This window comes from Actinomycetota bacterium (genome assembly GCA_035640355.1).
GTDB lineage: Bacteria > Actinomycetota > UBA4738 > UBA4738 > HRBIN12 > CALGFI01.
The window spans coordinates 17,453-43,873 of the sequence record DASQWI010000008.1 but is presented as its reverse complement, the minus strand read 5'-3'; the positions used below and the strand labels follow the sequence as shown (position 1 = coordinate 43,873).

Below are 26,421 nucleotides of genomic sequence, written 5' to 3'. Positions count from 1 at the left end.
ACGCCCTCCCCTAAACGCCCTACCTTATGCAAGGTTACCCCCTCCCGAGCACTTATGTTCACGGTGAGTGCACGCCCCCGAGGCGCCGCAACCACCCCACGTTCACGGAGCCGGCGAGCCGATCGAGCGCAAGCGTGCGCCGGAGCCTCCACAGCGCCGGGAGGTACAGGAGTACCCCGACCACAGCGGCCACAGCGAGGGCGAACCCGTCAGAGGCTAGGACAAGCCGCAGTGCGACCGGTATCACGCCGAACACCACGATCGCGGTCAGGCCCACCGAGACTGTCGCCACGCCGACGGGGTGGAGGCCGACGAGACCGTGGACCTGGATCAGGGGGACGAGATTGTTGACCACGATGCTGGCGGCCCAGGCGATCGCCGCGCCCGTGATGCCGAAGCGCGGGATGAGGAGAAGGTTCAAAACCACGTTGACGCCGACCGCGACGGCGGTGTTCAGCAAATTCCAGCTGCTCTTCCCCGCCATCAGGAGCGCGATGTCGACCGGTCCCACGCCCGAGCCGAAGAGCATGGCGACCGCGAGGATCATCAGGGCGTCCCCGGCCCCCACGTAACCCGGACCGAGCACCGAGACCAGCGTGGGGGCGAAGATCGCCAGCATGAGGTAGACGGGCCATCCGAGCGCTATCGACCACGCCGTTCCGATGCGGTACACAGCGGCGGCAGCGTGATGTTCGCGCCGCGCGAGCAGCTCGCTCAGCATCGGCCCCATCGCCTGGATGACGGCTTGAGCCGCGAATCCTCCGAAAACGAGGAACCTCGTGGCCGCTGCGTACACGCCGGCCTCCTGCGTTGACCGCAGCGCGCCGATGAGCAGCGTGTCCAGCCACAGCACGGCGACGGCGAAGAGGCCCGCGAGGCCTCGCGGCGCCGCGAACCGCCAGAATTCGGCGAAGAGAGCACGGCCGGCGCGCGGGGTGGCTGTCGGCACCTGGGCCGGTGTTCCCTTCGGCACTCGGGTCAGCCAAAGGCCGGCGACGAGACAACCGATCGCGTACGGCAGGGCCCACGCGACGACGAGCGCGACCGTTCCTAGGCCTAGGGCCGCGACCCCGAGCGCCAAGATCGGCTGAGCCGCGGCGCGCCCTGACCGGTCGATCACGTTGGTGGGACCCATACGCCCCAGCCCACGCGTCGCTGCGAGGACGACGGCGAAAACCGCCGCCACGGGCACGAACGGCGACACCGCCCGGATGAGGGGCTCGACGGCCGTCTGCGCCACGCCGCTCGTGATGAGTTCGGACAGCGGCCCCGCGAGCGCGGCCATCGCGGCCGCGAGGACCGCCGCGATCGCCAAGACACTCCCCACAGCGATCTGGACGATCGGGCTGACGTGTTCGCTTCGGTCGAGAACGACGAACCGCGGGATCGTTCGAACGAGGCCGATGTCGGCGCCCCACACGGAGAAGGTCGTGGCGAGTGAGAAGAGAGCCACGGTCTCGAAGAATGCACCTACCTCCGCGCGAGTGAACGAGCGTGTCACGACGAACACGAGCGCCAGACCGAACAGCGCCGACGCGACAACGCCGACGAGACTTCCGGCACCACCCCGAGCGAACGTCGTCAGGTACGGATCGGCGGTTGGCTGAACACGTTCGGACGTGCCTCCCGAAGACGTCACGTGCCCCACGAGAACGCGCGCCCGAGATATTCCTCGAGACGCCGGTTCGGCTCGGCAAAATGTTCGCGTAGGCGCTCGAGCGTCGCCGGGGCCATCTCCGCGCCAGATCGTGCGTTGAGCCGGGGGTACTCGCGGTACGAGAGCTCGGCGATGCCGAGGAAGCGCTCGACCTCCCGGAAGCCCTTGTCGGGATCCGCGAAGAACGTGCCGGAGTCGACGACCAGGAGCTGCTCCGTGGGGAAGAGCGCGTGCCATCGCTTCACCTGCTCCAGATAGCGGCCGCGCGCCAAATAGGAGAAGTGCTGATGGGGGAAGCTCACGTACTGCGGATCGCTCCGCATCCGCTCGTCTTCACCTTCGAGCCGCGTCGGCTCCACCTGAAGCGCGTCCTCGAACGCGAGATGCTCGAAACCGCGTGCCACCTCGTGGCGGAAGTGCGAGTACGCGCGTGAGACCGGGTCCCGCAGCATGAGGATCAGCCGGGCGTCGGGAAGCAGCGACCGAACCCGCTCCGGCACGAGCGGGTGGAACACGTAGTACGGACACGCCTCACCGGTCACGACGTGGCCGACACGCCGGGCGCGCCGACGGACGGCCCACTCCGTCGGGAAGTGCGATCGGTACCAACGCACACTGTTCCCGAAGTTGGTGTCGAAGTAGTGAGCTCCCTTGCGACGGAGCGTCACAGTCATGACCTGTGGATGACGCCCCAGGTACCGATACAGCGACGTGGTCCCGGCTCGTTCGGCGCCGATGATCAGAAATGAAGGCAGCAGCCTCGCCGTCGCCGTCGAAATCTCGTAGACGTGGGCGGCGCGTCGAACCGCGGACAGAGCGCGCCGTTTCACGTCGGTCATGGCCGAACCGTATGCGAGTCAAGCGCATGCTCGAGCGAGGCGAACGCTCGCGGAACGGCACGGCCGGCGTCACGCCCTTCCTCCAACCGCAGCAACAGTTCGAAGAGATAGAGGGATAGGAGTCGGCGTTGGTCGGCGTGATCGAGGCCGAGGCGGCCGAGCGTCGTGCGCGATGCATCCAGCGTGTCGGACGCCAGCGAGTTCGCGTCCACGCCGTCTCGCCACCGGAAAAGGAAGCGGTGGTGAAGCACGTCGAGCCCGACCGGGACGCTCCCCCCGCTCCGCTCCCAGTCCCAGACGTCTAGACCCGTCCGAGTTCGCGCCATGTTCCACGGCGTCCAGTCGCCGTGCCACGACCCGAACGCCACGTCGCCGTCGGTGGAGGCGTCGATGAGGGTGTCGAACCGTCGAACCAGGATCGAGCGCCGTTCCTCGTCGTCGAGCGCCTCGATGCGATCACGGACCGCCCGTTCGTACGTACTGCGCGACAGCGGCTCCACGACACGCCCAGTCCGGAACGCGATCTCTCGCACCGCGCCGATCGGCGGAGTGGCGCCGAGGCTCTCCCGTCGGAGCAACGCATGCCGGAGCGGCGAAAGAACGGTGAGATGCGCGCCGCCCACATCGGCCTGGTGGAGGATGCGGGGAACGCGGAAGGTCGCCGGCGGGGACGACAGGAACGAGCGCAAGGTGTCGGCCTCGTTCGACACGAGCCGTTTGGTAAGCGCATCCCATCCAACCTTCGCGTAACCGAGCACGTCGCCTCGCTCCGAGAGGATCTGGAGGACGGGCTTGCGGTTCGGACGGAGCCGCTCGCCGACGAACACCGCGATCTCAACGTGGTTCCCGTCGAAGACCCTACGGATCTCGTCGACAACCGGCGACGAAGTCGCCGCGTCGCCCACGAGCACGTCGAGTCGTGTCCCGATCAGCGTCGCCAACGGAGTGGCGAGCGCCGCCCCGACCAACGCCTTTCGCACGCGAGCCGGCTGCGTCATGCCGTCGTTGAATTGACGAAGCGCCGTGGATGCGGCGCGACGCGAGTGTGCCGGAACCAGCAGTCGAACGTTCCTCGCGCTCGGCAGCGCCTTCAGCGCGGCCACACGCGGACGGTCGCTCTCCGCGTTGCCCGGGATGATGGTGCACCCGGGCCAGACCGCGTCGAGCAACCGAGCTACGTCGGTCGGCGGGCGGCGCCTCGCGAGCGGGGCGGACCCGTTCACTGGTAGTCGGCGTTCACGAGCTCGGGAGCCGGCGTTTCCTCCGCAGACGACGTCTCGCGCATCGCCATGGCGATCCCGATCATCATGATGTGCAGCTGGGTCGGGAGCATGTCGTAGACCACGAGCTGGATGATGGCGATCAACAACATGACGTGGCACCAGAACCGCACGTCGTTCCGAACCGATCGCGTTCGCCACAGCGCATACAGGAACCACGCGACGAACAGAACCGCACCCACGAACCCGTGCGAGACCAGCACCGTCCAGAGCAATCCCTGCGTTCCGACAGGCGGTGCATTGGGATTCCATTTCGACGGCAGCGGTGCCGCGTACCCCAGCAGTGGAGACTCGAGCGCGGAGCGGCCGGCTTCCTCATAGAGCATCGCGCGGCGCTCGTTGCTGTGTCCGATCTGGAGACGGGCGTCGATGAGGTCCTTTAGGGGCGTGAGGATCAACAGGCTCCCCACCACAAGAATTACACCGATGAGCGCGACGACGGCTCGTTCGCGACCCGCGAAGGCCAGTCGCACCGCCGCGTACAACAGACCGATACCGAGGCTTATCCATAGACCGCGGTTGAGCGAGAAGACCACGGGAACCACCGACGCCACCGCCAACACCGCGAGCAGGCTGCGAGCGCCCGGTGATGGGCGCCTGTTCCAGGCAAGAATCACGAACGGGATCAACAGACCGAACGTCGATCCCCAATCGTTCGTGTAGGTGAACGGGGCTGCAGGTCGCGCTACGGCATAGCCGAGGAAGTCATGGATCTGGGCAGCGGCGGGATGAATGATGGTCTGCAAGAAGGCGTCGCTTCGAAGGGACTCCGGCAACATCCGCTCCGCGAGGCTGGTGACGGAGAACGTCGGCGCGAGGACGGCGAGATAACCACCTGCGACGACGATTCCCCAGAACGCAGCGAGGAGCATCGCTAGGCGGCGAGCGGGGAGCCGTTCCCTCGAAAGGTTGAACACGTACAGGAGGAAGATCGTCGCCGACAGGTACAGGCTCGTGCGCCAAACGTAGCCGATCGTCCTACCGGTCCCGACCAGCTGCGTCGAGGATGCGAGGGCCCAGCCGAGGAATGCAACCCAGACGAGGAAGCCGCGAGGGACGACGACGGCCCCACGACGAAGCAGCCAGAACAGCATGGGGACGGCGAAGACCGGCCAGACGAACGCGGCGATCCCCAAGATCCACCAGAGCGGCAGGCCGAGGATAACTGCGTAGATCGGCCACCCCGCAGGCAGGGCAGGCCGGCGAACGGTTGGGGCCTGGATCGCCGTTTCCATCAGACACCCCGACCGTATCGGTGGGCAGCGTCGAGGATCGTTCGAGCCGAGACCACGCCCGTCGAGACGGCGACTGCGGCGAACGCTCGACGGTCGAACGGGTTCGCGCGGAGCGCTTGCCAGGCCCAGCGTCTCGCCTCGGTCGGTCGTTGGGCGGCCGCGTGCGCGAACGCGATCTGGCCGCGAAGCCGCGCGAGGCCTCGTCGTGACCGCGAGAACTCCGGATACCGCTCCAGGAGGTACAACAACGCGTCGACGATCGTGTCCCAGCGGCCGCCGAACCACGACGATCCATCCCAGTGGATGCGCGCGAGCGGACGGCGGACCGCGACGACCGGACCGCGACGTGCTCGCCTCAGGAGCCATTCGTAGTCCTCTCCGTATCCACCAGGGATGTGCTCGTCCACGAGCCCATCGTTCTCGACGAGATCGCGACGCCGCGCCAGGAACGTCGACGGGTGGAGCTCCATGATCCTGGACCCGAGCAGCATGTCGAACGTCACCAGTTCCGCGGGCGCCGTCCGTTTCGTCATGTGGCCATGGAACTCGACGATGACGCCGGTCGTTATGGCGGTCGCGGTGGGGCGGCCGACGAAGCGCTCCACCTGCGTATGCAGCTTGTCGGGGAACCACTCGTCGTCGTCGTCGCAGAACGCCACGAGCTCGTTGTGGGCGGCGAGGATGCCGGTGTTCCGAGCACCGGCAAGACCGGAGCTTCGTCCGTTCTCGATGACCCGGATAGTCCGATCCGCTTGCGAGGCCACCTCGAGCGGTCGTGGTTCGGATTGGTCGAACACGACGAGAACCTCGATCGGCCCTTCGTACCGCTGCGCGAAGATCGCCTGGACCGCGCGAACGACAAGATTCGGTCGATCGCGCGTCGGCACGACGACGGAGACGCCAGGCCAGTGGGCCCGTGTCGGAGCCGCACGCGACGGCGTATTCATCGTCGGCTCACCAGTGGGTATCCGTACCTGGCGAGCAACGGCCACGTGACGGCCGTCGTCACGATCCGATCACCGCGAGGCATGCTCCGCTGCCACGTGTCGTCCGGGTGAAGGGCGACCTCTCCGACGGCGAAGCGCATGGGATTGCCCGACACTGTGTGATCCGGGGCGAACTCCACGACCCCGTTACGAACGACCGTGTCGGTTGGGACGTTCGCCCGCTTCCCGAGCGCGCCAACGATCCGCTCGATCTCTGCCTCCGGATTGCGCACGAGGGACTCATATTTGAGGAACGTCGTGGAAACGCCGGTGGCACGGAGCGCATGGAAAAGTCCGTTCACGATGAGCCACTCGAGACCGGAACGAAAGGGTGTTGTGGTCGGCATGTACGTCGGGGCGGTCGTGACCTCCGGCCTGGCTACCTGCCTCGTCAGCGAGAACGCGACGCCGTGGCTGTCACGGACGAGATGGACGACGTGCAGACGGACGGCGGGCACTCGTCGCAGGACGAACGCTGTCGAGGCGTGCTTCGACGAGTCGACGATGACGTCGGCCCCCGAGACAGCGCGGATCGCCGAAAAGAGCAGAGAAAGCACATCGGCGTAGCGGTCCAGCGTGCGTCCATAGCCGCGTGCCCGGCTACGACCGGCGAGCAGCAATGGGATGTATCTCGTCCGGTCGACCGTCCGTTGGAGTCCCCGGACCTCCAACGGGTCGAGCCGATCCCAGCCGCCGAACGCGCGCGTCCCGACCTCGGTCCAGAACGGACAGTCGTGGAATGGTGCCCCGCAACCGCAGAGCTCATTGCCCGCAACACCGCGTTCCCAGAGGTGAACGACCTCGCCAACCGAGACGAACCCCGGAACGCGGCTCAGCATCCGATGGAGGAGCGTGCTGCCGCTCCGCATCGTCCCGCCTATATATGCGACGTCAACAGCCGTATCCGACGAGGATCCCACCTTTCGACGCTTGTTTCCCCCGGCAACGGCACCCTACCCTTCCCGACGAAGCTGTGAACACGGAGAGGGTTCATCAGACGCGGGGCGTGCGTCGCCCGCGCCTGGGTGGCCGCGGCCGCTCCGTCGCGCTCGGGCGAGGCGTGCTCTAGGTTATGTGCGCAGCAATTCACGGGTAATGACGGGTATTCGCGATCAGCGGGCAGTCCGCAATCAAGCGGGCATCCGTTGGGAGGCAGGGTGACCGACAGATCCTCGTCCGACGATGCCGTTGACCTTCGGATCTACGGGGAGGTCCTTCGGCATCGCTGGCGGCTGATCACCACGATCGCCCTCCTCGTGGTTGTCCTGGCGGGCGTGTACACGTTCTCTCTTCCGGTCGCGTACACGGCCGAGGGGCAGATCCTCGTCGACCCGGGTTCGAGTTCGTCGGGTCTTCGCCCTGACCAGCTGGTCAGCATGGAAACCGAGGCCACGCTCGTCGAGTCGGCAATCATCGCCGCGCGCGTTCGCGACGATCTCGGCACCACGCTGACCTCTCCCGAGCTGATGGAGAACGTGTCCGTCGAAGCCACTCCCGACTCGCTCGTTCTCGATGTCTCCTACACGGCGCCCACGAGGCGGGACGCCGCGAGGACGGCGAATGCGTTCGCCCGTGCGTACCTCTCCTACCGGCGTGAGCGGGCAGAAGACAAGTTGGACGACGAGCGAGCGGAATTGACCGATTTGATGGAGGAGCTCCAGATAGAGCGGGACCAGTACAACGAGGACATCAACGCCACAGACCCAGGAACGATCGAGTACCGCAACGCTCGCCAGCGCCGGGACCTCCTCAACCAGCGGATCGCCAGCCTGTCCATACAGCTGACGGAGATCCCGTTGACGGTCGATCCCGGCGAGGTGATCCTCCCCGCCACGTCGGACGCCGCGGAGCCGAGCCCCAACCACGTGATCAACCTCGCCATCGGATTCTTCCTTGGCGGCTTCGTCGGCGTCGGCGCCGCCTTCGTACGCGAGCGAACGGATGATCGGATCCGGGGCCGAACGGATCTCGAGGCTGCGCTCGGAGCGCCGACGGCCGCCATCATTCCGCGCATGGCGGGGCGCAACCTGCGTCGTGCACCCTACGTCGTCCTCGAAAAGCAGCCCCGAAGCCCCGCGGCCGAGGCCTACCGAACGCTCCGCACGAGCATCATGGCGAGAGGACGACAGCAAGGCATCCGAGTGATCGGCGTCACGGGCGCCGCGATGGGCGAGGGCAAGACGACGACGGCGTCGAACCTCGCGGCGGCGCTGGCGCAGACCGGCCAGAATGTCCTGGCGCTCTCGGCCGACCTGCGCAGGCCCAAGCTGCATCGGTATTTCGCGCTCGACGACGAGCCGGGACTGAGCGATCTCCTTGCCGGCAACGCGTCGTTCGAGAGCGCCGCGAGGAAGGCGGGCGACAACCTTCGCGTCGTGCCGAGCGGATCGCCGACCTCGCAGCCGGCTGAGTTGCTGGAATCGCCAAGGTTAGCGGAGCTCCTGAAACGCGCACGCGAAGCGTTCGACTTCGTCATCGTCGATCTTCCGCCAATCCTCGGGCTCGCCGACACGCTCGTGGTCGCGCCTCTGGTGGACGGCCTCCTCGTCGTCGCGGAGGCCGAGCGGACGACCCAAACCGCGATCCGACACAGCGTCGACCACCTCGTCCAGGTCGGCGCCGTCATCGAGGGGGGCGTCCTAAACAACGTCTCGCCATCGCGGCTTGCTGAGTACCGCTACGGTTACGAATACACCGAGGAGAACGGTTCGTCCCGACGTAGACGAGAAGCGGTCTCGAGCGCAACCAACACTGACGAGCCCGGCGCGAAGGCGACGACGGTGGGTGCGTCGTCGACAGCCACGAAATCGTCGAGAGCCACGAAGTCGTCGACAGCCACGAAGTCTTCGACCAGTCAGAGCAAGCGTTGGACCGCCAAGCCGGCGAGATCCCGACGCGGAAAGTGGTGAATCACCCGGACGGTGGCCCTCCCACCGTCGTCCTCGTGTGCTCGTCGGGCGGCCACCTCGCGCAGCTCTACAACTTGCAGCCTTGGTGGGAACGCTTCCGCCGCGTGTGGGTCACGTTCGACACGGATGACGCCCGTTCGCTGCTCGAGCGCGAAGCTGTCGTGCCCGCGCACCACCCCACTACGCGGAACGTTCACAACCTGATTCGGAACGCGGTCCTCGCCTTGCGGGTGTTCCGCCGGTACCGCCCGCGAGCGATCGTGTCCACGGGCGCAGGCGTCGCGGTGCCGTTCTTCGTGCTCGCTCGACTCTTCGGGGCGAGGACGATCTACATCGAGGTATTCGATCGCATCGACGCCCCGTCGCTCACTGCGAGGCTCTGCTATCCGCTCAGCGACCTGTTCGCCCTGCAGTCGGAGGAGCAGGCGCGATTCTTCCCTCGGGGCCAGGTGGTTGGTGCGCTCGTCTAGTGATGCGGCTGACGCCGAGCGGCCGCTGGTCGTCGTGACGGTCGGAACGGACCACCACCCGTTCGATCGGCTTGTTCGGTGGGTGGATGCGTGGGCCGGTTCGGCGAGGTGGTCAATCGAGTGCTTCATTCAGGTCGGGACGTCGACGGTTACACCTCGCGTGGCGGCATGGGCATCGTACGTATCACGTGACGAGCTTCGTTCCCTGATGTCGAACGCAGCCGCCGTCGTGTGCCACGGTGGGCCGGCCACGATCATGGATTGCCGGCGGGCGGGAGTAAAGCCCGTCGTGGTGCCCAGGCGCCGGGCACTCGGTGAGCATGTCGACGACCATCAGCTGCTGTTCGCGCGTCGCGCCGCGCGGGCGGGTGATGTCGACCTCGTCGAATCGGAAGAGCAGTTGAGAGCGATCCTGGATATCGCGCTCTCCGAGCCGGGCGCTCGTCGGATCGAGAGATCCGACCATGGCGATCTCGCCGCATCCATCCGTCGCTTCCAAGCGCTCGCGGATCCGCTCCTCGGTCTGGAGGTCACACCCCAATCCAAATCGGACAAACGTGTGGAGTCTGTCGCTAGTAGGCGCCGCGGGCGGTGATCACAGCGGGGATCGTTCGGACGATCAACTCAAGGTCACGTCGCAGCGTCCACGTGGAGATGTATTCCAGATCCATCTCCACCCACGTGTCGTAGTCGAGGTTCGAACGCCCGCTCACTTGCCAGATGCACGTCAGTCCGGGCTTCACCGAGAGCCGGCCCCGCTCACGCGGCCCGAACACCGCGTACTCCTCGGGGAGCGGCGGCCGCGGTCCGACCAGGCTCATGTCGCCGAGCAATACGTTGAACAACTGGGGAAGCTCGTCGAGCGACGAGGCTCGAAGCCACCGTCCAACGCGCGTGAGCCTCGGGTCCTGGCGGATCTTGAACACCGGGCCGCGGACCTCGTTCATCTCCAGCAACTGATCGCGTGTCAAGCCGTGCCGGACCCGCATCGAGCGAAACTTGTACATTCGGAACGGACGGCCATCGCGCCCCATCCGCTCCTGCACGTACAGGGCGGGTCCCGCGGACGTGAGCCTGACCGCACCTGCGATCAGCATTAAGACCGGCAACAGCAGGAGCAGAAACGCGAGGCTGATCGCCACGTCGATCGTCCGCTTCACGACAAGTTGCCAGGGTGCTGCAACGAGGAGTCCGATACGGCCGGCGTCGCGTTCTCCCGCGACGAGCTCGAGTGAGGGCCTTGTAAGGGGTGGAGCTGCCGGCCGGGCTACCGCGATCGCTTCGGCGGCCTGGATGTCCGGCAGTTCCTCCTGCATGCATCCCCCTCGCGCCGCAACCGACGCAACCCCAAGCGTCACCGACCCGGCCGTTCGGCCTACGGCGCCCCTGACGTTAACCCGTTCGGCCGACGTAGTGCACTGTACGTGTTTCGGGGGACACATTTCCCGGTTGCTCAACGTTCAAACACGCAAGCGCCGAGAAGGGCATGCCGCGAGTTGCTCGGGACGCCTAAGTAGCATTGGCCGTCCCCACCCCTGTACAACCGGAGACCTGTGTCGGAGCCACGAACGCCGCCAAGAGGGCAAGTCGCCGAGGCAAGAGACCGGCCGCGCCCGCAGCGACGCCGCCGGGCCAAGATCGCACTCCTGGTGGCAGTGGCCGTCCTCGCCACGCTCGGCGTTTCGCTCGCCTTCACGATGCTCTCCGTCCGCCAAGACCTCGAGCAGGGGCGAGCCGCGATGGAGCAGGGCCGGAGCCATCTGCTCGCCGGAGATGTGCAGGCTGCGGCAACGTCGTTCCGCGAAGGACGCGCCTCGTTCGCGAACGCGGAGGATGCGGCGAACGGTCCCATTGTTAACGCCGCCGGATGGATACCGGGCATCGGCCGCACGAGTGACGCGGTTAGGACGATGGCAGCGTCGGCGGGGACGGCGGCCGACGCCGCTATCGTCCTTACCGACGCGATCGCGTCCGTCCCTGAAGGTCTGGCCGGACTCACGCCCAGGGCCGGAGCGCTCCCGCTCGACACGCTCGTCCCGCTCGCCGAGGCGGCTCGACGCGCGGACGCTCTCATGGGCGAGGCTGCCGCTCGGCTGGCGCACACGACCGACTCGCTCGTCTTGGAGCCCGTTGCCGGCGCCCTGCGCGACGCGGACGAAGAGGCCGCCGAGATCCGAGGCGAGATCCATGCCCTCGCCCTTCTCCTACACGGGCTCCCCCGGTTCCTCGGAGCGGATCACGCGCGCACGTACTTCTTCGGAGCGCAGAACCCGGCGGAGCTTCGCGGGACGGGCGGCCTTATCGGCGCGTATTCGCTCCTCCGGATCGAAGACGGGAAGTTCCACTTCTCACCGTTCAAGCAGATACACCGTCTGGCGCAGTCCCCGGGCCTGCCGTCACCGAACGAGGGCTTCGCGGCATACGAGCAGTTCAGAAAGCACGGGCTGTTCTGGACGGCTATCAACGTGATGCCGGACTTCCCGTCCGTTTCGCAGGCGATCATCGCCTCGTACGAGGCGGCCACGGGGACGCGGCTCGACGGCGTCATCGTGGCGGATCCGTTCGCGCTCGCCGCACTGCTCGAGGCCACCGGACCCGTGAAGGTCCCCGGGTACGGCGTGTCCGTCGATGCGGAGAACGTCGTGCCGTTCACGACGAACGAGGCCTACTCGCTGTTCGGCGACCCCACGCAACGAAAGCGCATCCTGGGCGACGTCGCCAGGGCGGCGTTCAAGCGATTCGTCGAGCAGCCGTCCACGGACGTCGACGACCTTCGAAAGCTCGTCGACGCCGCATCTGGTCGGCATCTCCTCGTCTACTCGGTCGACCGCGACATGCAGGAGGGCCTCGCGGACACGCCCGTCGGTGGCACGCTCCGGCCACCGAGGGCCGACGACGATCTCGTGTCCGTCGTGGTAACGAGCGCCGCGGGCTCCAAGGTCGACTACTTCCAAGAGCGCGACGTGTCGTACGCAGTCGCGCTCGATGACGACGGGAGCGCCAACGCCGTGCTCGACCTCACGCTCCGCAACCACGCGCCCACGTCAGGAGAGCCGTCATACGTGATCGGACCGTTCCCGCAGAGCGGCGCGTACTTCGGGCCGATCCTCCGCACCATCGAGGCCGGTGAGAGCGTGGCGCTGTCAACCGTCTATTGCGGAACGGACTGCGTGCCGGTGGAGAACGGAGCCGAGCTCGATGGATCGCCGATAGACGTGCAGTTTGGGGTGGATTTCGGTCAACGCTACATTCGCCACTACTACGCGGTCCCGAGCGGCGACGCACAAGCACTCCACCTGACCTGGGACGACCCGGCTGCGTGGGAGGGGAACAGCTCCGGCGGCGTTTTCCGGATGACCTTCGCCAGTCAGGTAACCGTTCGCCCGTCCACGCTCGAGATCCGCGTCGAGCCGCCCGAAGGGATGCAGATCACGTCAGTGACGGCTCCGCTTACGGTCCGCGGCGGTGCAGCCGTCTACAGAGGGGGAGCCGCGCCACGCCTGGACGTCGAGGTCGAGTTCGGACCGTCACTTCCGGTCAGGCTGTGGCGCAACACGCTGCGGTTCCTCAACGCCCGAGTCTTCGACCTCTGATCGGAAGACGACCTACGCGAAGACGCCCTGAATCGAGCAGCGGTCGCTGCGCGTCATAGCGGTGCGAGCTACTTCGCGCCTGCGCGTGCGCGGCGCCGGCCCAGCACGTACACCGTCAGGCCGACCGCGAGGAGCGCGGCCGCGAGCACCATCCACAGCGTGACCTCAGAACCGGTGAACGCCACGCCGCCGGGGGCCTGAACCACGTTCTCGGGGGCGCGAGCGATGACTTGCGGACCCACGTCCGTGCCAGGCGGAACGACCGACTGGGCCAGCGCAGGCATCGCCGTGAGCAGCGTCACGGACAAAGCACCGATGAGCGCGTACCCGAACCTCTTCACACCTACCACCCTCTCCTTCGCGACTTCGGCGTGGGAACGTTACCCACACCCTACGCCGTTCATACTCACGCTTGCAACGACGTCAAGCAGTCGTCAAGGCGCGGACCCACTCGATCGTGCGCTCGAGACCGTCGGCGAGCCGGACGCGAGGCATCCACCCGAGCGCCGTCGTGGCCTTGCGGATATCCGGGCATCGAACGTCCGGATCGTCGACGGGCCGGTCGACGAAGACGACGTCGGAACGACTGCCGGCGAGCGAGGTGATCGTCCGTGCCAGGTCGAGGACCTTCACCTCCTCGGGATTTCCCAGGTTCACCGGTTCGGCGACGACGTCCGACGTCAGGAGCCGCCAGATGCCCTCCACCAGGTCCTCGACATAGCAGAGCGATCGCGTCTGCGAGCCGTCGCCGTGCACCGTCAACGGCGATCCTTGGAGGGCCTGATCGATGAACGTCGGCACGGCACGGCCGTCGCGGCGGCGCATGCGGGGGCCGTACGTGTTGAAGATGCGGACGATCTTGACGGGCACACGGTGCGACCGGTGGTAGGCCATCACCATCGCCTCCGCGTACCGCTTGGCCTCGTCGTAGACGCCGCGCGGCCCGATGGGGTTCACGTGCCCCCAGTACGTCTCGGGCTGCGGGTGAACCTGTGGGTTCCCGTAGACCTCCGACGTCGACGCCAGGAGCAGACCCGCATGCTTCGCCTTCGCCAGCCCCAGCGCGCGGAGCGTCCCCAACGCCCCGACCTTCAGCGTCTGGATCGGATACGCCAGATAGTCCGTCGGAGACGCCGGCGACGCCAAGTGGAGGACCCAATCGAGATCGCCGTCGACGTGGAGGTAGTTCGTCACGTCGTATTGCTCGAATCGGAACCGCCCGTTCGATAGCGCATCGCCGAGGTTCTCCGCCCGGCCGGTGAGGAGCGAGTCGAAGCCGATCACATCCCAGCCTTCGCCAAGCAGTCGATCGGATAGGTGCGATCCGAGAAATCCCGCCGCCCCCGTCACAAGCGCTCGAGGCATCAGCCGCCCTCGGAAAGGGACGCCCGACCGGTCCCGTGGTACACGAAGCCATATGCCCGCATGATCTGAGGGTCGAACATGTTCCGGCCGTCGACGACGATGGGGTGCACCATCAGCTCCTTCGCCCGTGGCAGGTCGATCGAGCGGAACTCGTCCCAGTCCGTGCACACGACCATGCAGTGAGCGCCGTCGAGGGCGTCGTAGACGCTCGGCGCCACCTCGAGATCGGGCACCTCCGATTTCGCGTTCGCCCCGGCTTCGGGGTCGTATCCGACCGTCGCCGCGCCTTCGGCAATCAGACGGCGCGCCAGCGACAGCGCTGGCGACAGGCGGACATCGTCCGTTCGAGGCTTGAACGAGAGGCCGAGCAGCGCGACGCGCTTGTCCTCGAGGTTCCACAAGGCGTCCCGAACCTTCTCGACGGCCACGTCGATCGCCTCGTTATTGATCCGCTCCACCTCACGAAGCAGGCCGAAGTCATAGCCGAGGCGAGACGACAGCCGGTCGAACGCCTGGAGGTCCTTCGGGAAGCAGTACCCGCCCCAACCGAGTCCCGCGTCCAGGAACGCTCGTCCGATGCGGGGGTCAGATCCCATCACGTCGGCGACCGCGGTCACGTCGGCCCCCGCGAGCTCGCAGACGCGCGCAAGCGCGTTGGCGTACGAGACCTTCAGCGCCAAGAACGCGTTACTCGCGTGCTTCGCGAGCTCGGCGGTCTCGATGTCCGTCTCGATCAGCTTCGCCCCGTCACGGATCAACGGCTCGTAGAGCCGGCGCATCGTCTCGAAGCCGCGCGCGGATCGCGCACCGACGAGGATCCGGTCAGGATGGAACGAGTCCTCCACGGCTTGACCCTCGCGGAGGAACTCGGGATTCGACACGACCTCGATGTCCTCGGCCAGGTCGGACCGCGTCATCCTCAGCACCTGACGCAGCCGCTGCGCCGTCCCCGCCGGCACGGTCGACTTCTTGACGACGACGACCCCCGGCGAGAGATGCGGCGCGATCCCACGGGCCGATCGCTCCACGGCGACGAGGTTCGCGTCTCCGGACGCTCGGGCGGGGGTGCCGACGCAGAGGAAGACGACCTCTGCCGACGGGATCGCCTCGGCGGCGTCGACGGAGAACCGAAGGCGGCCAGTACGCGCTCCGCGTTCGATAAGTTCGGCGAGCCCAGGCTCGAAGAATGGCGTGGTGCCTCGTTGGAGCCCGCGAATCTTCTCCTCGTCCTCGTCGACACCGACGACGTCGTGCTCGAACGACGCCAGGGTTGCCGCAGTGGGCAATCCAACATGACCGGTACCGACGACGACGACTCGCATTGCGACCCCTTACCCGGCCCAGGACGGAGCCAGGCATCGTACCGAGGGAGATGCGCCCTGGCTGTAGGCCGTTAGTCCGAGCTTGTCCCCCATTCGTCGTACATCCTCCCGCCTACATTCGTATTCGTCCATCGTCCAAAGGTTAGGGTTGCGAGAACGCTGTGCGCGTCCTACCCTCAGCCTCGGTTTTACGTAGGGACAACGGCGGAAAACGTTCGGAGGACCGGCCGAGGTCGTTCGACGGAGGAAGCGGAATTTCGCAACCTTCCCCCCGGTCGGGCCGTTCCCTCTTTACCGAGGGTGACGGTCGAACGCAGCATCAGACGGGTATACGACGTCGGATGACCGCCGTGGCAGCCGGCTCCACGCGCACGACGTAATACCCGTATTGACGAGATCCGGAGGTTCACCCGATGACGGCCCGCCGATGACAGCCCGCCAGACCGTGCCTCGGATCACGGACGAGGTCATCGTCCTCCCCCAGCCGGACGTCGACTCCACCGTCGACCTAACTGGCGTAGTCCTTCCTCCCGACGGCATGCCGGTCGATGGGTCCGTCGAGCACACCGTGGGCACCAACACGCTTGCCCGGTACCGGTCCCTCGGATTCCTCCTGCTGCCCCTCGACGTGTTGTGCCTAACGGTGGCCCTGTTGGTCGCACACGCCCTGCGCTTCGGGGTCGTCCCTGAATGGGAGTACCTCGTACAGATCGCCCTCGGTGGGATGTTGTGGCCGGCCGTGTTCCACGCCCTCGGCCTCTATGCGCCGCACCTTTTGTCCGCATTGGAGGAATTCCGACGCACGGCGATCGCCGTCGGGATCGGCATCGTGCTTCTGATCCTGCTGACGTTCTGGACCGAGGTGTACCTATCGCGGTCGTGGATGGCGATCACGTTTGGCATCGCTCTGGTGCTCGAGCTCACGACGAGAATGGTCGTGCGCCGATACGTGGCGCGCCTACGCGCGACAGACTTGCTCACGATGCGCACGCTCATCATCGGAAGCGGCGATCAGGTGCAGGAACCGCTCGAAGCCCTCGGGACGCCGGGATCGGGCTTTCTGCCGCTTGGATGGATCGACGCGAACAGCCCGATCATCGCGTCCGCGTCCGTCTCGACGAACGAACGCGTTAGGCGTTTTCGATCCGTGTTCCGGGAGTACCAACCCGACTGCGTCTTCATGGCGTCGACGACGATTGGCCGGCGTCAGATGCTCGCTCTGATGCAAGCCGCGCGGCAAGAGGGGATCATCGTGCGGATCTACACGCACCTGTCGGGTGTCCTCGCCTCGCGGCTGACCGCGCAGCCGCTCGGTAACGAAGGCGTCGTGTTGAGCATGAAGCCGGCAGGCCTTTCGGCTTCCCAGCGGTTCATAAAGCGCGGCATCGACATCGGACTCGCTGCCATCGGCCTCATCGTGACTTCGCCCGTCGTTCTCGTTGCGGCGATCGCGATCCGAGTCACTTCTGGCTCGCCGGTGCTGTTCAAGCAGAAGCGTGTGACAGAGGGAGCGCGCACGTTCGTGATGTACAAGTTCCGGACGATGGCGAACGGCGCCGAACAGCTCGCCGAAGTGAACGGGTTCAACACGTCAGCGCCGTTTTTCAAGCTCGGAGGCGACGACCCGAGACTAACCAAGGTTGGCAAGATCCTGCGTCGGTGGAGCATCGACGAGTTCCCTCAGCTGTTCAACGTGCTGATTGGCGACATGAGCCTCGTCGGTCCGCGGCCACTCCCGGCCCAGCAGGTCTCCGCGAACATCGAGTTGCTCGGTCCTCGACACGAGGTTCGGTCGGGGATCACGGGATGGTGGCAGATCCAGGGGCGATCGGACGTCGAGGATCACGAGGACGCGATCCGGATGGACCACTTCTACATCGAAAACTGGTCGCCCGTCCTCGACGCCTACATCCTGCTGCGGACGATCGGCGCGCTCCTCATGCGCAAAGGGGCCTACTGACGGATGTCTGCCACAACGACTGCCGTGGGTTTGCCTTGGGTCGAACGCGTCCTCGGACAGCGCGTCGATCCCGTTAGCAAGGCGCGAGCAGCCGAGGCCGTCGTAGAGCGAGCGCTCGACGGCGAGCCCGGCGCATACGTGTGCCTAACGAACGTGCACACGACTGTGGAGTCCCAGCGTTCGGCGGCGTTGAGGGCCGCGGTCGACGGGGCGTATCTGTCGGTTCCCGACGGGATGCCGCTCGCCTGGATCCTCCGCCGCCGCGGCCACATCCAGACGGAGAAGGTGACGGGGATCGAGTTCATCCCCGCGGTCGCCTCGATCGGTGTCGACCGAGGGCTGCGGCATTTCTTCTACGGCGGCGCGCCCGGCGTTGCAGTTAGTGCCGGACTCCGCCTCGAGAACCTCGTGCCCGGCGTCACCATCGTCGGTGCCGCGTCTCCACCGTTCGCCGAGGCACACGGCGGTTGGCCCGTCGATGAATTGGAGCACGAGCTCCGGCGGACGCGGCCCCACGTGCTGTGGATCGGCCTGGGCGCCCCCAAGCAGGAGCTGCTGATGGCCGAGTTGGCCGAACGCGTCGACGTCCCTGTCATGGTGGGAGTGGGCGCGGCGTTCGACTACCTCGCGGGCACGAAGGCCGCTGCCCCGACCGCCCTGCGTCACATCGGGCTGGAATGGCTGTTCCGCTTGGCAGTCGAGCCGCGTCGCCTCGCACGCAGGTACATCGTCGGCAACGCCATTTTCCTATGGCTCTTGGCCCGTGACGCGCTCAGGCGGCGGCTTCGAAGCCGCGGCCGACACGAAGGCACCGAACGTGTTGGAGCCCACGACCGCAGTTCGACCTAACCGAGGAGCGACATGCCCGAAACCCCATCGACCCCGCTGCTGATCACCTACCTGGACGCGCTACACAAGGTCCTCGACGCGATCGACGTCGATGCCGTGGAACGCCTCGTTGCGCGGCTGCGCCTGGCGCGGGAAGAGGGCGCGACCGTGTTCGTCGCGGGGAACGGAGGCAGCGCAGCGACGGCAGCACACTGGGTGAACGACCTTTGCAAGGCGACGAGAGCCGCTGGGCGCCCCTCGATCCGTGCCGTCAGCCTCACCGACAACGCCTCGTTCGTCACAGCGCTCGCCAACGACGAGGGCTACGACCGTGTCTTCGCCGGCCAGCTGGAGAACTTCGCGCAGGCGGGCGACGTGCTCGTCGTGATCTCTGCAAGCGGAAACTCTCCGAATCTCGTCCGCGCCGTCGATACTGCCAGGGAGCACGGCGTCACGACGATCGCGCTGCTCGGGTTCGACGGAGGGATCCTCAAGGAGGCTGTCGACGACTTCGTTTGGCTGCCAACGGACGTCGGTGCGTACGGCCTCGCCGAGACTGGCCACTCCGCCGTGACGGATATCGTCACCTCCTATCTCATCGCGGACAACACGAGCGGGCGAAACGCGCTGCGGCGGTGACGGTGGAGGCACCACCGAGCTACACGGATCGGCCGACGCAGGCCGTCGTTCTCGCGGGGGGGCGTGGGACGCGCATGCTCCCCTTCACGCAGACGCGCCCGAAACCGATGATCGAATTCCACGGCAAACCATTCCTGGAATACGTCGTCGAGCTCCTGCGTGATCAGGGGTTCGAGCGCATCCTGATGCTCCTCGGGTACCTGCCGCACGTGATCGAAGGTCACTTCGGAGACGGTCACAGATGGGGCGTCTCGATCTCGTACTCCACCACGGACCCAGAGGCGCTCACGGTCCATCGTGTGCGCGTAGCGGAATCGCTTCTCGACGATCTGTTCCTGCTCCTTTACTGCGACAACTACTGGCCGCTCCAGATGGATCGCGTCTGGACGTCGTTTGTGAAATCGGGGGCAGCAGCTCAGATCACCGTCTACAGCAACAAGGACGGCTACTCGAGAGACAGCGTCATCGTCGATGACAACGGCACGGTGACGACCTTCGACAGATCCCGAACGACACCAGGCCTCAAAGGCGTCGAGATCAGTTATGCGATCGTGCCGAAGTCCGTACTCGAACTGTTCCCGGAAGGAGACATGCTGTTCGAGGAGGCCGTCTATCCGTCGCTCGTCGCGCAGCGGCAGCTCTCGGCGTTCGTGTCGGATCACCGGTATTACAGCGTGGGCTCGCACGAGCGCCTCCCGCTGACCGATGCGTTCCTTGCTATGACGCCGACGGTGATCGTGGACCGCGACGGAGTCCTGAACGACAAGCCTGCACGCGCACGGTACGTCACGAGCACGGACGAGTTCAGGTGGCTTCCCGGCGCTCTGGAAGCGCTCCGATCACTGCGCTCGGCCCGCTACCGCGTCATCGTCGTCTCGAACCAGGCGGGGATCGGACGCGGCCTCATGTCGGAGGTCGATCTCGAAGCGATCCACGCGAAGATGCGCGCCGACGCCGAGGCCGCCGGCGGGAGGATCGACGGGACATATCACTGCCCACACGACTGGAACGCGGGCTGCGAGTGTCGCAAGCCGCGGCCGGGAATGCTGTTCCAGGCGCAACGTGACCACCACCTCGATCTGACGAGGACGTGGTTCCTCGGGGACGACGACCGCGACGCAGAAGCCGCCCGAGCGGCGGGCTGTCGTTTCGCTATGGTCACGGAACGGTCGTCGCTACTCCACCTGACCCGCGCGTTGATCGACGGAACCCTGGAGCCATCGTGACGAAATCGACCCGCCTACCCGTGCTCGTGACCGGGCACCGCGGTTACATCGGGTCCGTGATGGTCCGCCACCTGCTCGAGGCCGGCTACGACGTAGTTGGCATGGACATCGGGTACTTCGACGACTGCACGTTCGTCCCGGACCCCGTCGATGTCCCAACCATCGAGAAGGACATCCGGGATGTCGTGCCGGAAGATCTGAGGTCGCTCTACGCCGTCATCCACCTCGCCGCGCTGAGCAACGACCCGATCGGCAACCTGGACCAGCGTTGGACGGAGCAGATCAACCTCAGCGCGTCTGTGCGGCTCGCCGAGCTGGCGCGAGAGGCAGACGTCCGCCGCTTCCTGTTCTCCTCGTCCTGCATCATGTACGGGATGTCTTCGGCCGACGAGGTCGACGAGATGTCCCCGCTCGCGCCCCAGACCGAGTACGCGAGGTCGAAGGTCGACGCGGAGCAGGCCATCGCCGAGCTTGCGGGCGATCGGTTCTCACCGGTTTTCCTTCGAAACGGCACCGTGTACGGCGTCTCGCCGCGGATGCGGTTCGACACTGTCTTCAACGACCTCTTGGGCTCGGCGTCCGCGACGGGCAAAGTGACGGTGTTCAGCGACGGGAAGCCGTGGCGGCCCGTCGTCCACGTGGAGGACGTCGCTCGCGCCTTCGTAGCGGTTCTCGAGGCTCCGACGGAAGTGATCCACGGGCAGGCGTTCAACACGGGAGCGAACCACCTCAACCACCAGGTGATCGAGCTGGCAGAGATCGCGACCGCGACGGTTCCTGGCTCCGAGCTCGCCGTCCAAGCACGCGGCGACGCCGATCAGCGAACGTACCGAGCGAACTTCGATAAGTTCGCGAGGACGTTCCCGGACTTCGAGTTCCGGTGGGACGCGAAGTCCGGAGCGCACGATCTGTACGAATCGTTTCGCCGAGTGGGGCTTACGGAAGCGATGTACCGGGATCCCCGGTTTACGCGCCTTTCGTGGTTGCGGAGCCTTCTCTCCGACGGGCGGCTCGACGGGCACCTCAGATGGGCGCGCGCAGAGGCGACATCGTGATCGATGGCGTGAGGATCATCCCGCTCCGGCAGATCGTCGACGAGCGCGGGAAGATCATGCACATGCTGAAGGCGACGGACGAGCACTTCATCGCGTTCGGGGAGATCTACTTCTCAACCGCGTGGCCCGGCGCGATCAAGGGCTGGCACGTGCATCGCTCGATGACGGTTAACAACGCCGTCGTCTCCGGCCGGGCGAAGCTCGTGATGTACGACCTGCGTGAGAGCTCGCCGACGAGAGGGGAGCTCCAGGAGGTGTTCATCGGCGAGGACAACTACTCTCTCGTCCAGATCCCCCCGGGTATTGCCAATGGATACAAGGCCTACGGCGACAAGCCCGTGATCCTCGCCAACTGCGCCACCGAGCCTCACGACCCCGAGGAGATCGAGCGGATCGACCCGTTCACTTCCGACATCCCCTATGACTGGTCGTTGCGCCATGGCTAGCTTCGCCCCGAGGATCATCGTGACCCGGACCCCCCTCCGTGTGAGCTTCGCGGGCGGCGGGAGTGACCTGCCGGCGTTCTATGAACGCGAGTTCGGCGCCGTCTTCAGCACGGCGATCTCCAGCTACGTCTGGGTCACGATCAAACCTCACAGCGAGCTCTTCTTCGAGCCCATACGACTGAACTACTCCAAGAGCGAAGAGGTCCAGTCGATCGAGGAGATCGAGAACGACATCGCGAGAGAGTGCCTGAAGTTCCTGGATATCGATCCGCCCATCTACATCAGCACCGTCGGCGATCTCCCGGCGTCTTCAGGGCTGGGCGGCTCGAGCTCCTTCGCCGTAGGTCTGCTCAACGCGTTGCACGCATATCGAGGGGAACGAGTGGGTCCCGGCCGCCTCGCGGAGGAGGCCTCACATATCGAGATCGACGTCTTGAAGCAGCCGATCGGCAAGCAGGACCAATACGCCTCGGCGTTCGGAGGCCTCAACTACTTCGCGTTCAAGTCCGACGGCTCGGTCATGGTGGAACAGAAGCATGTCAGCGACGACACCATTCAGGGGCTGTTCGGGAGTCTCGTGATGTTCTGGACCGGCCACCAGCGTTCGGCGGAGTCCGTACTCGCCGAACAGCAGCGCAACACCGAGCACAAGATGGAGCTGCTGCGGAAGATGCGTGACCACGCCCAGGAGCTCCAGACGATCGCCTCTAACGGGCGTCTGGATGTCCTCGACTTCGGCCGGGTGCTCGATGAGGGGTGGCACCTGAAACGCGAGCTCGCGAGCACGATCACCACTTCCCAGATCGACGGGTGGTACGAGCGCGCGACCGATGCTGGGGCGATCGGCGGAAAGCTTTGCGGCGCAGGCGGCGGTGGGTTCCTTCTATTCGTCGTCGAGCCCGAGAAGAAGGCGCGGGTGCGCGAGGCATTGTCGGAGTTGATGGAGGTGCCGATCGAACACGAGGTCCACGGCTCGCAGATCATCGTCCCGGCGGCGGGCTGAGATGCTCACGCTCGGCTCGACTCGCACCATCGAGGCGTGCATCGTCTGCGGGTCGAACGACCTGAAGCCGTTCCTGGATCTCGGCTCGACCCCACTAGCGAACCGGTTCCTCACGCGCGAGGAACTCGAGATGCCGGAGCCCGCATACCCGCTCCGCGTTGCGTACTGCACCGATTGCTCTCACGTCCAGCTGTCCGAGGTCGTGCCGCCCAGGGACATGTTCGAGGACTACCTGTACGTCTCTTCGGCGTCGGACACGCTCCGAGGACACCTGTTCGATCTCAGCGCGATCATGAGCGACCGCCGCGGGCTGACCACAGACGATCTAGTCGTCGACATCGGTTGCAACGACGGTGCTTTACTGGAGGGGTTTCAACGCTTCGGCGTCCGGACGCTCGGCGTCGATCCGGCCAAGAACCTCGCCGATCTGGCACGAGATACCGGCATCGAGCGATACGTCGATCTGTTCGACTCGCGCTCGGCCGACGAGATCGTCGACCGGTGGGGGCGGGCTGCGCTCATCATGGCGACGAACACGTTCCCGCACATCCCCGATCTCCACGACTTCATGGAGGGGATCGAGAAGGCGCTCCAGCCCGGTGGTGCCTTCGTCATCGAAGCCCACTACCTGCTCGACATGATCGAACAGGGAGCTTTCGACACCATCTACCACGAGCATGTGTCGTACTGGTCCCTGGGTCCATTGATGCGCCTGCTCGAGCAGCATGGGTTCCAGGTCGTCGACGCGGAACGGGTTCCCCTTCATCACGGGCAGCTTCGGGTCACGATGCAGCGGAACGGCGAGCGAGACCCCGACGCTCGAGTTGAACAGATCCTGGCCGTCGAACGAGAGCGCGGCCTCGGGCGCAAACAAACGTTCGAGGCGTTCGCGGAACGAACGGCGAACGTGAAGCGAGTCCTGTCTCGGATGCTGGAGGATCGACGAAGCGCGGGGGTTCGCGTGGTCGGGTATGGCGCCCCGGCCAAGGGCAATACCCTTCTGAGCTACCTCGAGATCGGCCCTGACAAGATCGGATACATCGTCGACCGCAGCCCGCTCAAACAGGGACGATTCACTCCGGGATCGCACATACCGATCGTGCCCGTGGAGCGACTCCTTAAGGATCAACCCGATGCGGTCGTGCTCTTCGCGTGGAACTTCGTCGACGAGATCGTGCAGCAGCAGGTCGAGTACCGTAGGCGTGGGGGGCGCTTCATCGTGCCGATCCCCACGCCGTTCGAACTGACGCACGAGGACATCGAGGCAGTCTCGGCGCGCTGAGTCGATGCGCGACTTCCTTCACGGCTTCGACCCGGGCACGAGCGGCTCGCGCATGTTCGGGTTCGTCGAGGAGCTGTTCCCGATCTGTCGAAGCATCACCGGCGACGGTCTCCGCGAAACGTTGCGCCGCATCGCGAAGCGAGTCCCGATGGACGTTCACGAGGTCCAGACGGGCACGCACGTATTCGATTGGACGGTGCCGAACGAGTGGAACATCCGCGATGCGTACATCGCCGATCAGGATGGACGTCGTGTGGTCGACTTCCGCCAGCACAACCTTCATGTCGTTGGCTACAGCGTTCCCGTCGATGCACGCATGTCGCTGTCGGAGCTCAAGGAGCACGTGCACACGCTTCCCGATCAGCCCGATGTGATCCCCTACCGGACCTCCTACTACTCGGAGGCATGGGGGTTTTGCATGCAGGATGAGCGACTGCAGCAGCTTGCCGACGGCGATTACGACGTCCGGATCGACTCGTCGCTCGAGCCTGGGAGCTTGACGTACGGCGAGGTGGTGTTGCCGGGTGGCACGGAGGAGGAGGTCCTGATCTCGTCCCACTGCTGCCACCCGTCGTTGGCCAACGACAACTTGTCCGGCATCGCCCTCGCGACGCAGTTGATCGAGCACCTCCAAGACATGTCACTTCGGTACTCGTACCGGTTCCTGTTCGTGCCGGGCACGATTGGACCGATCACCTGGCTCGCGTCCAACGAAGATCGGGTTCACCGGATCAAACACGGCCTCGTCGTGACGGGAGTCGGCGCGCCCGGAGCATTCACGTACAAGAGGAGCCGTCGCGGCGACGCGCCGATCGATCGGGCCGCCGCTCACGTCCTCCAGCACTCGGGTTACGCCTACCGGATCGTCGACTTCTCCCCATACGGGTACGACGAAAGGCAGTACTGCTCTCCGGGCTTCGACCTTCCCGTCGGATCGCTGACTCGGGGGCTGCATGGCGAGTATCCCGAGTACCACACGTCGAGCGACGACCTGGATTTCGTCCGGCCTGCCGCTCTGGCGGAATCCCTCCGCATCTACCTCGAAATCATCGACGTGCTCGAGAACGACGGGATCTGCGTCAACCTGAGCCCGAAAGGCGAGCCCCAGCTCGGGAAGCGCGGATTGTACCCGAGTGTTGGGGCGCAAGGCGTTTCAGCCGAACTCATGGGGCGGCTGTGGGTTCTCAACCTCTCTGACGGGCGCAATACCCTGCTGAACGTGGCCGAACGAGCCAACCTGCCGTTCGGGCTCGTCAAGAACGCTGCGGGAGCCCTCCTCGATGGAGGGCTACTGAAACCCGTTCGCTGACGCTGAACCTTGCTGCCGACGCCGCACGTTCATTGGTGAGTCAGCTCGCCTCTCAGCTCCAGAACAGATCCGATCTCCGCGAGAACGGACGGGTCGAGCCTGACGGACCCAACCGACGCGTTCTCTCTCACGTGGTCGGGCGCACGCGAACCGGCGATCACACCCGTGACGCCGGGCTGATGAAGGACCCAGGCGAGCGCGAGCTTCGCGAGCGATGTGCCAAGCCGATCGGCGATGGGCTTCAGTCGCTCGACGACCTCGAGGTTGCGGTCGAGCCTATGGGGCGCGAAGAGTTGATCGTACGCGCGCAAGCCGCGTGATCCCGATCGCCAATCGCCTTGAGGGAAGCGCGTCCGGCGGGTGATCGTTCCCGTCAGGAGGCCGAATGCGAGTGGGCCATATGCGATCACGCCAGTCCCATTCCGACTCGAGAACGACAGCAGCGGCAGACGTTCCTGCCAGAGCATCGACAGATGAGGTTGCAACGAATCAACGTGGCGGATCCGCTCGCAGCGCTCCATGGCCGCCTGAGTGAAATTTGAAACCCCTATCCACCGCACGAGTCCGGCATCGACGAGAGCGGCCATCGCGGACCAGGTCTCCTCGAGCCGTGTGTCCGTCTCGTCCAACCAATGGAGCTGGTAGAGATCGATCACATCGCGGCCCAGCCGCCGCAGGCTCGCTTCTGCAGCGCGACGAACGTCGCCAGGTCGGTAGCCCGAGCCACGAGGCGCGGATGCAACCTTCGTGAAGATCTTGATGTCGGGCCATGTCTTTATTGCCTTCGCGACCAACTCCTCGGAGCGACCGGAGCCATAGATCTCAGCCGTGTCGATCCAGGTGACGCCCGTTTCGAAAGCGGTGATCATCGCTTGAACGACTTGGGCGTCTGGAGGAGCCGCTCCCCATTCGGTGGACCCGGCCTCCCATGCCCCGTACCCAATGACCGAGATCGTCGGCGCCTGCGACCCCAGGCGGCGCAGGGGAATCTCAACAACGCCGTCCGTTCGTCCCATC

The 26,421-nt window shown here is 65.8% G+C and carries 24 protein-coding genes; 12 read left to right on the top strand and 12 right to left on the bottom strand.

Annotated features, from left to right (window positions below; translation table 11 throughout):
- Positions 1-58: 58 nt before the first annotated feature.
- From VFA08_04365 to VFA08_04340, 6 genes are read right to left on the bottom strand one after another with little or no spacing between them, the layout of a single operon-like run.
- Positions 59-1,639, bottom strand: coding sequence for a polysaccharide biosynthesis C-terminal domain-containing protein (locus VFA08_04365; GenBank protein HYZ12823.1), 1,581 nt, complete (start codon positions 1,637-1,639; stop codon positions 59-61).
- Positions 1,636-2,496 carry a sulfotransferase domain-containing protein gene (locus tag VFA08_04360; GenBank protein HYZ12822.1) on the bottom strand — a complete coding sequence of 287 codons (861 nt, stop codon included), beginning with the start codon at positions 2,494-2,496 and terminating at the stop codon, positions 1,636-1,638. The genes VFA08_04365 and VFA08_04360 overlap by 4 nt, the downstream gene beginning before the upstream one ends.
- On the bottom strand, positions 2,493-3,665 hold the full coding sequence (locus VFA08_04355) for a hypothetical protein (GenBank protein HYZ12821.1): 1,173 nt from the start codon (positions 3,663-3,665) through the stop codon (positions 2,493-2,495). Before VFA08_04355 ends, VFA08_04360 begins: the two co-directional genes overlap by 4 nt.
- 50 nt (positions 3,666-3,715) lie before the next feature.
- Positions 3,716-5,011, bottom strand: coding sequence for a hypothetical protein (locus VFA08_04350; GenBank protein HYZ12820.1), 1,296 nt, complete (start codon positions 5,009-5,011; stop codon positions 3,716-3,718).
- Complete coding sequence (locus tag VFA08_04345; protein HYZ12819.1) at positions 5,011-5,958, bottom strand: glycosyltransferase family A protein; 948 nt, start codon at positions 5,956-5,958, stop codon at positions 5,011-5,013. The genes VFA08_04350 and VFA08_04345 overlap by 1 nt, the downstream gene beginning before the upstream one ends.
- Positions 5,955-6,866 (bottom strand): sulfotransferase, encoded by a 912-nt coding sequence (locus tag VFA08_04340; GenBank protein ID HYZ12818.1) that lies wholly within the window; start codon positions 6,864-6,866, stop codon positions 5,955-5,957. The genes VFA08_04345 and VFA08_04340 overlap by 4 nt, the downstream gene beginning before the upstream one ends.
- 288 nt (positions 6,867-7,154) lie before the next feature.
- Between VFA08_04340 and VFA08_04335 the strand changes: the two genes are divergently transcribed.
- Both VFA08_04335 and pssD read left to right on the top strand, forming a co-directional pair.
- Complete coding sequence (locus VFA08_04335; protein HYZ12817.1) at positions 7,155-8,906, top strand: polysaccharide biosynthesis tyrosine autokinase; 1,752 nt, start codon at positions 7,155-7,157, stop codon at positions 8,904-8,906.
- Entirely contained in the window at positions 8,903-9,376 is a 474-nt protein-coding gene (gene pssD / locus VFA08_04330; protein HYZ12816.1) for a PssD/Cps14F family polysaccharide biosynthesis glycosyltransferase, read from the top strand. Before VFA08_04335 ends, pssD begins: the two co-directional genes overlap by 4 nt.
- A 184-nt stretch (positions 9,377-9,560) precedes the next feature.
- Here pssD and VFA08_04325 read toward each other — a convergent pair whose 3' ends face one another.
- Together VFA08_04325 and VFA08_04320 are read right to left on the bottom strand one after the other, a co-directional pair.
- A complete protein-coding gene (locus tag VFA08_04325) occupies positions 9,561-9,917 on the bottom strand; it encodes a hypothetical protein (GenBank protein ID HYZ12815.1) in 357 nt (118 codons plus the stop codon).
- A 31-nt stretch (positions 9,918-9,948) separates the two neighbouring features.
- Positions 9,949-10,692, bottom strand: a complete 744-nt coding sequence (locus VFA08_04320) for a sugar transferase (protein HYZ12814.1) — start codon at positions 10,690-10,692, stop codon at positions 9,949-9,951.
- 333 nt (positions 10,693-11,025) lie between these two features.
- Here VFA08_04320 and VFA08_04315 point away from each other — a divergent pair, with 333 nt between their 5' ends.
- Positions 11,026-12,969 carry a DUF4012 domain-containing protein gene (locus VFA08_04315; GenBank protein HYZ12813.1) on the top strand — a complete coding sequence of 648 codons (1,944 nt, stop codon included), beginning with the start codon at positions 11,026-11,028 and terminating at the stop codon, positions 12,967-12,969.
- A 68-nt stretch (positions 12,970-13,037) separates the two neighbouring features.
- Here the strand turns inward: VFA08_04315 and VFA08_04310 are convergent, their stop codons facing one another.
- The 3 genes from VFA08_04310 to VFA08_04300 all read right to left on the bottom strand — a co-directional run bounded on the left by VFA08_04310 (position 13,038) and on the right by VFA08_04300 (position 15,656).
- Complete coding sequence (locus VFA08_04310; GenBank protein HYZ12812.1) at positions 13,038-13,310, bottom strand: LPXTG cell wall anchor domain-containing protein; 273 nt, start codon at positions 13,308-13,310, stop codon at positions 13,038-13,040.
- A gap of 82 nt (positions 13,311-13,392) precedes the next feature.
- On the bottom strand, positions 13,393-14,334 hold the full coding sequence (locus VFA08_04305) for a UDP-glucuronic acid decarboxylase family protein (protein HYZ12811.1): 942 nt from the start codon (positions 14,332-14,334) through the stop codon (positions 13,393-13,395).
- A complete protein-coding gene (locus VFA08_04300) occupies positions 14,334-15,656 on the bottom strand; it encodes a UDP-glucose/GDP-mannose dehydrogenase family protein (protein HYZ12810.1) in 1,323 nt (440 codons plus the stop codon). The genes VFA08_04305 and VFA08_04300 overlap by 1 nt, the downstream gene beginning before the upstream one ends.
- A gap of 445 nt (positions 15,657-16,101) precedes the next feature.
- On the opposite strand from VFA08_04300, the gene VFA08_04295 reads away from it, so the two are divergent.
- Genes VFA08_04295 through VFA08_04255 form a run of 9 tightly spaced genes read left to right on the top strand, consistent with a single transcriptional unit; the run spans position 16,102 to position 25,404 of the window.
- The gene (locus tag VFA08_04295; GenBank protein HYZ12809.1) at positions 16,102-17,616 is read left to right on the top strand and encodes a sugar transferase; all 1,515 of its coding nucleotides are present in this window, start codon (positions 16,102-16,104) and stop codon (positions 17,614-17,616) included.
- Positions 17,617-17,619: 3 nt separating this feature from the next.
- Positions 17,620-18,465, top strand: coding sequence for a WecB/TagA/CpsF family glycosyltransferase (locus VFA08_04290; protein HYZ12808.1), 846 nt, complete (start codon positions 17,620-17,622; stop codon positions 18,463-18,465).
- Between the two features lie 12 nt (positions 18,466-18,477).
- Complete coding sequence (locus VFA08_04285; protein HYZ12807.1) at positions 18,478-19,083, top strand: SIS domain-containing protein; 606 nt, start codon at positions 18,478-18,480, stop codon at positions 19,081-19,083.
- A complete protein-coding gene (locus VFA08_04280) occupies positions 19,080-20,309 on the top strand; it encodes an HAD-IIIA family hydrolase (protein ID HYZ12806.1) in 1,230 nt (409 codons plus the stop codon). The genes VFA08_04285 and VFA08_04280 overlap by 4 nt, the downstream gene beginning before the upstream one ends.
- Positions 20,306-21,364: an SDR family oxidoreductase gene (locus VFA08_04275; GenBank protein ID HYZ12805.1), complete on the top strand. Its 1,059-nt coding sequence runs from the start codon at positions 20,306-20,308 to the stop codon at positions 21,362-21,364. The genes VFA08_04280 and VFA08_04275 overlap by 4 nt, the downstream gene beginning before the upstream one ends.
- Positions 21,337-21,810: a dTDP-4-dehydrorhamnose 3,5-epimerase family protein gene (locus VFA08_04270; GenBank protein HYZ12804.1), complete on the top strand. Its 474-nt coding sequence runs from the start codon at positions 21,337-21,339 to the stop codon at positions 21,808-21,810. The genes VFA08_04275 and VFA08_04270 overlap by 28 nt, the downstream gene beginning before the upstream one ends.
- A gap of 19 nt (positions 21,811-21,829) precedes the next feature.
- Positions 21,830-22,813, top strand: coding sequence for a GHMP kinase (locus VFA08_04265; GenBank protein HYZ12803.1), 984 nt, complete (start codon positions 21,830-21,832; stop codon positions 22,811-22,813).
- A 1-nt stretch (position 22,814) separates the two neighbouring features.
- Positions 22,815-24,095: a class I SAM-dependent methyltransferase gene (locus VFA08_04260; GenBank protein ID HYZ12802.1), complete on the top strand. Its 1,281-nt coding sequence runs from the start codon at positions 22,815-22,817 to the stop codon at positions 24,093-24,095.
- Positions 24,096-24,099: 4 nt separating this feature from the next.
- Positions 24,100-25,404, top strand: a complete 1,305-nt coding sequence (locus VFA08_04255) for a DUF4910 domain-containing protein (GenBank protein HYZ12801.1) — start codon at positions 24,100-24,102, stop codon at positions 25,402-25,404.
- A gap of 29 nt (positions 25,405-25,433) precedes the next feature.
- Here VFA08_04255 and VFA08_04250 read toward each other — a convergent pair whose 3' ends face one another.
- On the bottom strand, positions 25,434-26,420 hold the full coding sequence (locus VFA08_04250) for an aldo/keto reductase (protein ID HYZ12800.1): 987 nt from the start codon (positions 26,418-26,420) through the stop codon (positions 25,434-25,436).
- Position 26,421: the final 1 nt, after the last annotated feature.